Source organism: Paenibacillus sp. SYP-B3998 (assembly GCF_010820665.1).
Classification (GTDB): Bacteria; Bacillota; Bacilli; order Paenibacillales; family NBRC-103111; genus Paenibacillus_E.
The window spans coordinates 63,284-76,746 of sequence record NZ_JAAIKC010000015.1; the positions used below are offsets into that span (position 1 = coordinate 63,284).

General features: G+C 53.4%; 3 pseudogenes. All 3 read right to left on the reverse strand.

The window, feature by feature from the left end:
- Positions 1–4 precede the first annotated feature (4 nt).
- A pseudogene (locus GK047_RS30735) lies at positions 5–4,882 on the reverse strand (amino acid adenylation domain-containing protein); the annotation flags it as partial.
- Positions 4,871–8,959: pseudogene (locus GK047_RS30740) on the reverse strand (class I SAM-dependent methyltransferase); the annotation flags it as partial. The pseudogenes GK047_RS30740 and GK047_RS30735, both read right to left, overlap by 12 nt.
- Before the next feature lie 6 nt (positions 8,960–8,965).
- A pseudogene (locus GK047_RS30745) lies at positions 8,966–13,432 on the reverse strand (amino acid adenylation domain-containing protein); the annotation flags it as partial.
- Positions 13,433–13,463 lie beyond the last annotated feature (31 nt).

Here is a 13,463-nt window from a genome sequence, read left to right on the forward strand (position 1 = left end):
GACTCACTGCCAGACTAAGCGACTCGACCGTCGGATGTTGGAACAATAGCCCGAGTGACACGTTTAGATTTAAGCGTTTATGTATGATACTGATCAACGTCATGGCCGACAACGAATGCCCACCCCGCTCAAAAAAGTTATCGCGGATGCCGATTTTTTCTTGTCCAAGTACTTCGCCAAACAGATCAGCCATGTTCGCCTCCGCTTCGCTGCGGGGGGCTTCGTACGTATTTTCGACCACTTGCTGCGTCGGCACTGGAAGATGGCTGCGGTCGAGCTTGCCGCTGCGAGTTAACGGCAGTCGGTCCAGGTGAACGAAATAAGCAGGTATCATAAAACCCGGCAGTCCGCCGACCATATGTTCATGCAGCGTCGAATGTTCAAGCTCGCGATCCGCAACATAATACGCAACGATCCTTTTCGAATTCCCCGAATCTAGCATGACGACGGCAACCTCCCTCATCTCGTCGTGACGAAGCAGGTGCGACTCGATTTCCCCGAGCTCGATGCGTTGACCGCGAATTTTGACCTGTTGATCGATGCGCTCGAGAAACTCGATGGTGCCATCTGGCAGCCATTTCGCCCGGTCACCGCTGCGATACATCCGTTGGCCAGGCGCAAACGGACTAGAAACAAAGGCCGCTTCCGTCAAATCGGGCCTGTTCCAATAGCCCTTAGAAACGCCACCTCCCGATATATGCAGCTCACCTGGTACCCCGATCGGCTGAAGCTGTCCAGATCGACCAAGAATTAGGACAGCTGACCCTCGAACAGGTCTGCCAATCGACACCGAAACCGTAGACGACTCCAATTCATGAATCGGATAGCAGGTGGCGACAACCGTGGTTTCTGTCGGTCCATACAAATTGAACAGTTTGCCCGGTCCCGTATATGCGAGCGCTTTGCGCACATGGGCAACGGATGACTTTTCTCCACCGAATAGCACTCTCCGAACATCAGTGAAGCAATCTGGCGCATGCTCGACCATCAAATTGAACAGCGCGGTTGTAACGAAAAACACGGAAATGCGCTCCGCACGGATCAGAGCAGGCAAGCTCGGCAAATGAGATGCTGCTTCCTTCGACAAATGAACTAGCTTCGCTCCGTTCAGCAGAGCTCCGAACATGTCGATGACCGACGCATCGAACGCGGGGTTGGAGAAGCTCAATACCGCGTCCCGCTCGTCCAATCCCAAATAATTGGAATCAGGAATCATGCCGACAACGTTGCGGTGCGAGACGCAAATACCTTTGGGCTTACCGGTTGTTCCAGATGTGTACATCACATATGCGAGATGATCCAGCTTCGCCGTCGGTTCCAAATCGCCGGATGCTATTGGCTCTTGTAGCTCAGACGATGACTGAACGGCTTGATCTTCTTGATCTCCTTGATCTCCTTGATCTTCTTGATCTCCTTGATCTTCTTGATCTCCTTGATCTTCTTGATCTTCTTGATCTTCTTGATCTCCCCATTCTAAGTCCTCGTTCTGTACTTCATCGATATAAAGCACACGACCTTCCAATTTCTGCTCAGCGAGAGAATGGATCGTGAGCAGCAGCGCCGCCGAACTGTCTTCAAGCATCCACCGTTTGCGTTCGTGCGGGTCGTCGGGATCGAGCGGCATGTACGCGCCTCCCGCCTTAAGCACAGCGAGAATGCCAACGGTGAGTTCCACCGACCTCGGTATCATAACGGCTACGACCATATCCGGCCCAATGCCTTCGCTTCGCAATCGGCGAGCAAGACGATTCGCCCGTTTATTAAGCTCCGCATATGTCAGTCGGATTTCCTCGAACACAAGTGCTGTATGTTCTGGCACCCTGCGAGCCTGCGCTTCGAATCGTGCGTGAATCGTCTCTGTAACCGAGGGCAACGGGAGCCCCACTCCACCGAACTCGGTGAGCAAGTGCTCCGTTTCTTCCTCGCCCAGCAAGGGCGCATCATCTAGCGCAACTGCGGGATGGACTGTCAGATAACGAACGAAAGTTTCAAAATGACGGCTCCACCGTTCAATCGTTTCTTTGTTGAATAGCGACTCAGCATACTCAAAAACACAAGCAATGCCGTCCTCTGTCTCTTCTGCGGCCAGCAACAAATCGAATTTCGCCGTCTTATGCGGCAGTGGATAATGCTTTAAATTCAAGGCTTCGAGAGATTCGGAAGAACGCTTCATATTTTGAAGCACGAACATCGTATCAAACACAGGATTGCGGCTGACATCGCGAGGAAGCTCAAGCTGCTCCACCAATTCGTCAAACGGATACTCCTGATGATCGAACGCTGTCAAAGTTATTTGTTTGATTTCGGACAAAAATGCATAAAATGATTTACCCGCTTCAGGGAACATCCGTAGTGCCAGCGTATTAACGAACATGCCTACAATGTTTTCCGCATCGCTATGTGAACGGCCTGCGATCGGAGAACCGACGATCAGATCCTCCTGCCCGCTCACCCTTGACAAAAACGCGGTATATAAAGCTAGCAATACCATGTACAGCGTCGTACCCGTTTCTGCGGTAAGACGCTGCATCCGTTCTAGACAGTCTCGGTCCAGTGTGAAGGAGATGATCCCCCCGGAAAAGCTTCGAATGGCTGGACGTGGATAATCCGTCGGCAGATCTAGTGTCGGCAGCTCGCCAAGCAGGGTGGAGAGCCAATAGGCCTCCTGCTTACGCAGCGAATCTGAATGCAACCTTTCCTGCTGCCATGCGGCATAATCTTTGTAATGAAGAGGTAACTCGGGCAACGTATCTCCCGCATACAGATGGCCGAACTCCTCGATTAACAGGTGTACGGAAATCCCATCGGCGATAATATGATGTAAATCCACTAGCAGCAGCTGCGTCCCTTCATCCATTCGCAGCAATCCGACACGCAGCAGAGGAGCCTTGCTTAAATCAAAGGGGCGGATGAAGGCTGCCGCTGCACGATCAGCTTGATCGGCCGTCTCCGTCAGATTACATATGACGAAATCAACATCGTCCCAAATACGCTGCCGCAGTTCTCCGTCAAGCATAACGAAGGATGTCCGCAGCGATTCATGCCGAGCGATTAGTTTCCGCCATGCTTGCTCAAACTGACTCCTGTCGAGCGTTCCAGACATCAGCAAAGCTGATGGCATATGGTAGCTTTGTTCTGCGCCCTCTATTTGGCTGATTACGTATTGTCTCCGCTGCACGGACGACACGGGATACGATTCTGCAGTTGGCAACTTCGGAATCGGCGCTTGCGCTTTTCGTTCCTTGGCTTCCAACACAGTTGCTAATTCAGCGATTGTTGGGTGAGCGAATATATCCTGTAGGCCAAGCGTCGAGCCTAATTGCAGCTGCAAGCGGGCAACGAGCGAAGACGCCTTCAGCGAGTGACCGCCAAGCTGGAAGAAGTTATCCTCAATGCCGATAGCCTCCACCGCCAGCACATCCTTCCAAATCTCGGCGATACTGGCTTCAATATTCGTCCGCGGAAGGGCTACAGACAGCGAACGCTCGAAACCGCGTAACGAAAGCGCCTTGCGATTCGGTTTACCGCTAGCGGTCAGCGGCATATCGTCCAGCCGTACGATACGAGAAGGAACCATATATCCCGGCAGTACCGACTCAAGCGACTTGCGCAGTTCCTGCTCGTTCAGTCCATCAGCGATAAAGTAAGCGGACAGCTCTCGACCTCCATCTGCTTCTGCCCTAACAACGACGATAGCCTGCTTAACACCGGGCAACTCCGCTATCCTCGCCTCTATCTCGCCCAGTTCGATCCGGTAGCCGCGAACCTTCACCTGGTCATCCCTTCGGCCCCGATACTCTAGCGTTCCGTCAGGCAACCAACGGACAAGATCGCCTGTACGATAAAGCCGTTCGCGAATGCCCGAATCGTACGTAATGAACTGATGCTGCGTTGCCTCTGGACGCTGCCAATACCCACGGGCTAAGCCAATGCCTGCGATGTACAATTCACCCGGCACGCCAACCGGAACTGGACGAAGCTTGCCGTCCAGCACATACACCCGCGTATTCGAAATCGGCCGACCGATCGTTACTGCCGTCTGTTGATCAAGACGACGTAATATCGTCGTAGCTACGCTATTCTCAGTTGGCCCATACTCATTCACAAGCTCAACGTGGGAACCAAGTGCACGGGCCGCTGCGATCAACTCGCCGCTAATGGACTCGCCAGCCAAAGTAATCACTCGAACCAACGGCACATCGTCAGGGACGAGGTAGAGCAGCAGCATACGAAATAGCGACGGCACACAGAGCAAATGTGTCACACCACACGAATGTAGCGACTCGCGGATCGCCAGCGGATCTTTGACCGCGTCGTCATCAAGCAACACAGCCGTGCTGCCAGAAAGCAGAGGCGTGAATAGACTCGTTACATAGCCGTCGAACACATAAGGGAAAAGTTGTAAGCAGCGGTCATGTTCGCCAAGCGCGTACTCGCGTGTTCGCCAATGCAGCGTATTGGCAATCGAACGGTGCTCGATCATGACCCCTTTGGGCGTTCCCGTCGTGCCAGATGTATAAATGATATAAGCCAAATGATGCGGCTGCACATCCGACGCTGTGTTGTGAGGGGAATAAGGCTCGACGGAATCCCAACCATGCTGTTTTTTAAGCTTCGGCTGATTGATCCTTACCCCTTCGGACGTTTTGTCGATATGCACCATCACATCGTAACGGTAACGCGTCAGCTCATTTTCAATCGTATGCTGCTTGCCCGAAAAGACCACCTCGCTTACCCCACCAACTTCTACAGCCCAGTCTTCGAAAAAAGGCTTGGCGAGGAACAGCTCCGCTGACAGATCGGTTTTCGTTTTTGCCTCGGGATGCTCCTGTTTATAAGCGATCAGCGACTCGAACAGCGCTTCCTTGCTGTCCAAATCCATCACGTCCCCAATAAACAGATGACCACGGTCGGAAAGCAACCCAACGGCTTGCTTCAACACTTGCCGCAAATAATTATGGCCATGAAACGCTTGAATCACGCTGTTCAAAATGATGATATCGAACTCCTGCTCCTCCAGCGTGTCGATTTCGTGTGCAGGAATGCAAGCGAGCCTGATGTTATCGAGATGCTCCTCCTGCATGCGAAGTCGATTTTTCTCAATAATGATTTCTGACAAATCCGTTCCGACATACAAGGCAACATGAGGCGCTATGCCAAACATGGTAATGCCCGAGGCACAGCCCACTTCCAGCACTCTGGTCGAGTCGTTCAGCTGCGGCCGCAGCTTCTCCAGCACGTTGCTCGCGTACTCGTCCATGTCCGCCCTGCCGATCATTTCCCCAGTGTAGCTGTTCGTCCATCCCCCTCCGGCGATGTCGTCCTCGGCTTCTTGGCCAATAAATTCCCACAGCTCGCGGTTCATCAGTTCATTTCGCTCCGCTTCCGGCTCTTCCAGTACCTTGTCACTATCGAGACAAACAAAAGCGCTAAGCGCCGAGCACTCCCACTGGAGATGATTAGCCGTGCGAATATGTCGTTTTTCCGTCAATAGAATCGGAATAGCCGTGTCACGCATCATGGTTTTCAACCGTTCTAGCGGTGAGTATGGGTCCAGTGGCACGTAGGCACCACCTGCTTTTAAGACGGCAAGAATGGCGGTCACACGATCTGGGGGATGCTCAAGCAGCAAACCAACTGGCGTGTCGGGCACAAGCCGATGCTCGCTCGTCAAATATGCGGCTAGCCGATTCGCTTTCTCGTTCAATTGGCGGTAAGTCATGGAAGTATCCCGCCAATGAAGCGCTATTGCTTCGGGCGTGCGCTCGACCTGCTGTTCGAACAGTGTGTGCAGCATATTCCCGGTAAACGTTGGCTCATCCGTGTCATTCCATGCCTTGAGAACCGTTTGCGTCTCCTCAGAGGTCATGAGAGACACGTCGCCGAGTGTCCGATTCGCGTCACACGCGATTTCATCGACGACTTGCATATAATGCCGCATCATCCGTTCTACCGTCGTTCGCTGAAACAACCCAGTCGCATACTCCAGACTGAATGCAAGTCGATCCGCCTGCTCCCAGACGAATAACGTTAAATCGAACTTGGCCGTCTGATTGCGATAGCTGCATGGGGTGCAGCGGACGCCGGATAGATGAATGTCGGGCATCTCCATGTTCTGAACGACAAACGACACATCGAAAAGCGGATTGCGGCTGACATCTCGCTCGATGCCGCTGCGTTCGACGAGCATCTCGAACGGATAATCCTGATGCTCGAACGCTTGCAGCGATGTCTCCTTCACTTGGCGGATCAAAGATCGAAACGTTTGCTCGTCACTCATCTTTACACGCATCAGCAGCATGTTGACGAACATACCGATCATAGGCTGCAATTCAGCTTGATTACGCCCCGCCACACCACTGCCGATGACTAGGTCGTCCTGATCGCCATAAACTGCCAGCAAGCGTGCATAGGCTGCGAGCAAAATCATATATAACGTTGTGCCTTCCTCCTGAGCCAATCGGCGCAAACGATCCGTCGTTTCGGGGGAAGCGGCAAATTCATAGTGATCTCCTTCGAAGGTTTGCACGGATGGGCGAGGGAAATCCGTCGGCAGTTCCAGCACAGGAATGTCACTGGAGATTACATCTAACCAGAATGTTTCCTGCTGCTCGAAAACCCCATTCTTGATCATTCGATTTTGCCATACGGTAAAATCTTTATATTGAAGCTGAGGCTCCGCCAGCGTTTTGCCTTCATAAAGCGCAGCAAACTCGTCAATCAACACGCCGAGCGATGAACCGTCGGCCACAATATGGTGAATGTTGACATAAAAGAAGTAGCTCGACGGTGCAGTGCGGACAAGTCCAGCCCGCAGCAAAGGAGCTTGGGTCAAATCAAAAGGACGGTTGCAATGTGCAAGCAGTCCATTCACATCGGCATCCAGCTCTTCGGTCACCTCAATGACGGTCGCAGCATATTCGTGAACGCGCTGTACAGGCTCGCCATCTACAAAGTGAAATGACGTCCTCAACGATTCATGACGCTCCGTCAACCTACGAAATGCTTCGATGAAACGGCGTTCGTCCACGTCACCTTCGAGCTTGAGCAGAATCGGAATGTTGTAGCTCGTTCCTGTCTTCCCTTTTTGATCTAGCAGGTACATACGCTTCTGAGCAGAGGAAACCGGATATTCCGTTTGCGGCTCAGCCCGCTCGATGGAGGGACGTCGCGTTTGCTCAGCTTGTCTGACATAAACAGCCATTTCGGCAATCGTCGGCGATGCAAAAATATAATGAAGCGGCATATCTACGCCCAAACGCTGCCTAATTTGCGCGGCAAGCAGCGTCGCTTTTAGCGAATGACCCCCGAGTTGGAAGAAATCGTCCTCCATACTAATCGATTCGATACCCAGCAGTTCTCTCCAGATGATCGCAAGCATTTCTTCCCACTCGTCGCGCGGGTGGATCGCGCTGTCTTCGACAGCGGTTTGCCGCTCCGGCATAGGTAGGCTGGCACGATCCAGCTTACCGTTAGACGTCAGCGGGAGGCGCTCAAGCTGAATCATACGGGTCGGCAGCATATAGCCTGGCAATGATCGGGACAATGTCCCCCGCAGGCCAGAGGTGGATATGGCTGAGGAAGCGACAATATAGCCGCACAGCTCCTGCTGGCCATCTGCGGTTTCCTTCGCCAAGACAACCGCTTCCTCGATATCTGGCATGTCGAGCAGCTGCGCTTCGATTTCGCCAAGCTCAACACGATGCCCGCGGATTTTCACTTGATGGTCGGCACGCCCCAAATAATCCATGGTGCCATCTGCCAATCTCCGCGCCACGTCGCCCGTACGATACAAGCGATCACCGGGCGCAAACGGGTTGGACACGAACCGTTCCTCCGTCAACTCTGGACGATTCAAGTAGCCCCGTGCCAATCCGGCTCCACCAATGTACAGCTCCCCGGCCACACCGATAGGCTGCAGCCTGTGCCGTTCATCCAAAACGTACGCTTGCAGCGTGGCAAGCACCTTGCCAATCGGACTCGCCTGACGGGAGAAGTCGTCATCCGTCAGTTCCTTGTATGTGACGTGAACAGTCGTTTCCGTAATACCGTACATATTGACCAGCTTGATGTGTCGGTTGGCATCCCTCCATATCCGAATCCTTCCGGGCTGGAGCGCTTCCCCGCCGAAGATAATCGTCCGCACCGCAAGTGAGGAGAACCCGATCTGCTCGCTCAAAAGTTGATAGAATGCCGTTGGCGTCTGATTCAGAACCGTCACTCGCTCATGCCTTAACAGAGCTGCGAACGATTTGGGATCGCGAGCGGTGTCTTTGGGAACGATGACAACTTTACCGCCGTACAACAGCGCGCCGTACAGCTCCCACACGGAAAAATCAAAGCTGTAGGAATGAAACATCGTCCACGTATCGTTCTCGTCAAAATCGAAGGGAAACGGGTCGTGAGATAAGAGTTGGACCACATTGCGGTGCTCGGTCAGCACTCCTTTTGGGCGGCCAGTCGTCCCCGAGGTGTACAGCACATAAGCAAGTTGATGTGGATTTATGGTTGGCAAAGATGCACGTTCGAGAACCTGCGCTACACCATGACTGATCGTGCATGTTTCGAATTCTGCAGGAATCCGGCCAACGTTTGCCTCGTCCGTCAGAACGAGCCTCGTGCCACTATCATCAAGCATGAAACGGATACGGTCCTCGGGATATTCAGGATCGATCGGCATATAAGCTCCGCCCGCTTTCAATATAGCCAACATGCCGATGACCATACTGACGTTGCGTTCCGTCATCAGGCCGACAATCGCCTCGGACACGACGCCTCGATCATACAGCACCGATGCGATGCGGTTCGCCCGCTCATTCAGCTCCCCGTAGGTCACGCGTTCTTCCCCGCAGACAACTGCAATACAGTCTGGACGTTTGGCAGCTTGTTCCTCAAATAACCCGTGAATGGTTTTATCGATGGGGTAGAAAGCAGGTTGGCTGCGGATCGACTCCAGCATGCGCTGCTTGTCCTCATCGCTTAGCAGCTCCGCTTCGAATAACGCTGCCTGCGGATTGTGCAGCATTTGACGAAGATGATTTACAAACTGACCGCTCCACCGTTCCACCGTTTCTTTGCGGAACAGCGCCGACATATAATCGAACGAACATTCGATACCACGCTCCGTTTGGGCCACATAGAGCGTCATATCAAACTTGGCAGCTGCGTATTCCAGTGGGAAGGGCTCTATCGCCAAATTTGGGGCAGTGAAAGTCAGACGCTCTTCTGCCGTTTGCATCACAAGCATCGTGTCAAAAACGGGATGGCGACTGAGATCGTTGCGCACGTTACCCAGTTTGTCGACCAAGGCGTCGAACGGATATTCCTGATGCTCGAACGCCTGCAGCACGTTCGCCTTCACTTCCTGCACATAGTCTAAGAACGTCTTGTCCCCTCGCGGTTTCAGCCGAAGTGCCAGCGTGTTGACGAACATGCCAACTGTTCGCTGCGTATCGGCGTGCAGCCGATTCGCTACCGGTGTGCCAATAACCAAATCCTCCTGCCCCGTGCATTTGGCCAAGAACGCAGCATAAGCCGCAAGAAGTACCATGAATAACGTTGACTCCGTCTCCGCACATAGACGATTTAAGCTATTGCACACACCCGTCTCTAGGGCAAACGTCACACGATCTCCCTCTGAGTGGCGAATGTTCGAACGCGGATAATCTACAGGTAGATCCAGCATTGGAAGCTGGCCTGAAAGCGACTCCAACCAATACGATTCCTGACGAAGCGCAGCTTCAGATGCTGGTGTCTCTCGCTGCCACACGGCATAGTCTTTGTACGCCAAGCCAACAGCGGAAAGTATCCCTTCAGCGTAGAGTATCGTAAATTCCTCAATCAGCACCCGAATCGCCACACCGTCGGCAACAATATGATGCATGTCAAAAAGCAGTAAATACCGCTGACTTTCCATACGCATCAAGCCGACACGCCACAGCGGCTCGCTGCCTTTAAGATCGAAGGGACGGATAAAAGCTTGCGCCGCCAGACTCGCCTCTTCCAGACTGCCATTCCAGCAGATAGGCTCTACCTGCGACAGTGGGTGAATGCGCTGTACCGGCTCACCTTCCAGCAGCTCGAACGACGTACGCAGCGCTTCGTGCCGCTCGCTCAGGAGACGCCATGTTTGCCAAAAGCGCTCCTCATCGAGCGCCCCCTCAAGCAGCAACGCGACAGGCATGTTATACGCAGTGGAGTCCTCCTGCATCTGCTGCAAGATATACTGCCTTCGCTGCGCGGAAGAAACAGGGTAAGTTTCCCTAACCGCAGCTTGGGGAATAGATGTGAAGGTCACATTGCTTGCTTCCTCCACATAACGGGCCAACGCTTCTACAGTCGGGAAGCGCAGCACGTCCTTGACATCAATCCGTACTCCGATGCGCTGGTGGAAGCGTGCCGCCAATGCCATTGCTTTGAGCGAATGACCTCCGACTTCGAAAAACGAATCGTGAACGCCTACCTGTTCGAGCTCTAACACTTCTCCCCACACAGCTGCAATATCCCGTTCAACCGACGTTCGGGGAGGAATCGACAGCTCACGCGTGACCATCGCGTTTTCTGGATTCGGCAGCGCTTTACGGTCGATTTTACCGTTAAGGGTAACTGGAAGCGCCCCCAGTGGGATAAATGCCGAAGGCACCATGTAATCGGGTAAGCTTTGCAGCAGCCAAGCCTTAAGCTCATGCGCCAGCAATCCGTCCCCGACATAATAGGCAGCAATGGCATCGGCTCCAGAAGTACCCTGAACTGCCATAACTGCGGCCTCTTTCACCCTTGGATGATTGAGCAGTGCCCCTTCGATTTCACCTAATTCGATGCGATAGCCTCGGATTTTCACTTGATCATCGTTACGTCCAAGGAAGTCAATCGTCCCGTCTGATCGCCATTTGGCCCGATCACCGGTTCGATAACACCTCGCTTGCGGATCATAAGGATCGAGCGCGAATTTGGAAGCGGTTAATTCCTCCTGCCCCGCATATCCCCTGCCGACGCTATCCCCGGAAATATACAACTCTCCCGGCACATCAATCGGCTGTAGCAAACCTTTCGCGGACAAAATGCGGATAGATGTGTTCGATATCGGCAAACCGATCGAAGGCACACCAGCCACCGCTTCGTCTGGCGCAACGGTCAGCGTCGTAACGACATGGGTTTCCGAAGGACCGTAATGATTATGGAGATATACACGGTTATGCCGCAGCAGGTGTACCAGTGCTGTCGGAACGACTAGCTGCTCACCTGCTGTTACAATATGCCGTACGCAGTCCGGGAAGCGCTCCGCCAAACCAGCCTCCAAGAACAGAAACTTGGTCAGCGCTGTCGGGAACAGCACGACATCAATGCATGAACGTTCAATAAACGCCAGCAGCTGTTCGGCATCCCTTTTAGCCTCCTCCCCGATCATCGAAAGACGCCCGCCTGCAAGAAGCGTGGAGAATATTTCCTGATAGCACATATCGAAGCTGCTTGTAGCATATTGCAGCACGTTTCCGTCGAACGGAATGTCGGTTTGGGCATATTGATCATGCAGTAAGTTGGACAAATTCCGCTGCTCTAGCATGACGCCCTTCGGTTTGCCCGTAGTGCCAGACGTATAAATGATATAGAGCAAATCGCCCGCGTCGCCAACCGTCTCAACGTTTTGAACCACGTCTCCATTCGGATGAATATCCCAATCCGCATAAAACATCTCCACATCGGCGAATTCTGTCCCCAGACGATCCGAGATCTCTGGTTCCGTTATCAGCAGTTTAACGCCGCTATCGCTGAGCATATACCGGATCCGTTCGGACGGATATTGCGTATCAATCGGGACGAAGTAGCTGCCAGTCTTCAAAATACCGAGTATAGCGACCACCATTTCCGGCGTCCGTTCGACCATTAAACCGACGGCACTGCCCGGCTCCACACCACGTTCCCGCAAAGCGTGAGCTAGTTGGTTCGCTCGTGCGTTTAACTCGGCGTACGTCATGGTCATGGCCTCGGATAAGAGTGCCTGCTGGTCTGGTGTCCGCGCCGCCTGCTCTTCGAACAGCCTGTGGAGCGTAGCCTCCCTCGGATAGTCCCTGCGCGTATCGTTATATTCGAGCAGCAACTGGTTCCGTTCCGCCTCCGTCACAAAATCGATCAGGTCGGGATCGACAGCCGGATTGTTCAACACGGCATCGAGTACCCGCCGCAAGTGTCCCGCCATTCGGAGGATGCCGTCCCCATCGTAGACGTTGGCATTGTAGTCGAACGTCAGGTGCAGTTCAGATCCTGGAACGATCAGCACGTTCAGATCATAGTGCGTTTGCTCCGAACGGGTAACCTTCTCGATCCGCAATCCGCTTGCTCCGTCCCACTCGCTAGGCAACGGATAATTTTCAAATACAAAAATATGATCAATCAAGTTCTTCTTTGCTTCCGTCCGCGCCTGAATTTCGTATAATGGATAGTAGCTGTGCGGCTCTGCCGCCAGCGCCGCCTCCTGCACCGCTCGAGCTATGGCCAGAAAACCTCCCTCACGCTTGCCCACCCGTACCGGAAGCGTATTGATGAACAGCCCCACCATCACCTCGATGCCTTCAAGCTGGGCAGGGCGACCCGACACGACCACGCCGAACACCGCTTCATCTTGTCCGCTGTACCGCTGGAGCAGCACGCCCCACGCGGTTTGTAGCAGCGTTGACACGGTCAACCGGGACGACTTCGCCAACGCGTTCAGTCGGCTTGTCGCCGCTTCGTCCAGCATCAGCGTTGCCTGCTCCTGACGGTATCCGGCTTCTGGACGACTGTGCCGCCACGGCAGCGGAGAGGCTTCTGTACAGCCTTTCATCCGCTGATCCCAATACACCGCCGCTTCGTCGCGGTTCCGCCCCGTCAACCAGCGGATGTAATCGCTGTAGGGACGAACGGGCGGGAGCAGATCGGCCTGTTGTCCAACCTGCAACGAACGGTACACCTCGAAAAACTCTTTTATTACGATGCCAATGCACCAACCGTCCATCAGGATATGATGATGGCTCCATACGCAGGCATATTGCTGCTCCCCCGTGCGAAACACCGTGACTCGCAGCAGCAGGTCTTTACTCAAATCAAATCCCTTTGCTCGATCTTCGCCTCGGAATGCTTCCAGTCGAATGCTTATCTTATCTTCGGACAGTCCCCTCAAATCCTCGAAGATCACTTCCGCTTCCCGCCGCTTTAAGACGACCTGCCGAGGTTTGGCGATGTCCCGATACATGAACACCGTACGAAATATATCGTACCTCTCGATCATTGCCTCCATGCCTTGTCGGAACCGTCCTTCGTCGATCGTTCCCTTCATCTCGCAAACCGTTTGCTCGAAATAGGCTCTGCTGCCGACGTCGTACAGTGTTTCGAACAGGATACCCTCCTGCATGTACGATAAAGGGTAAATATCTTGAATATGCGCTGTGTTGGACACAATCCTTGCTCCTCTCCGCTACAAAACGTTT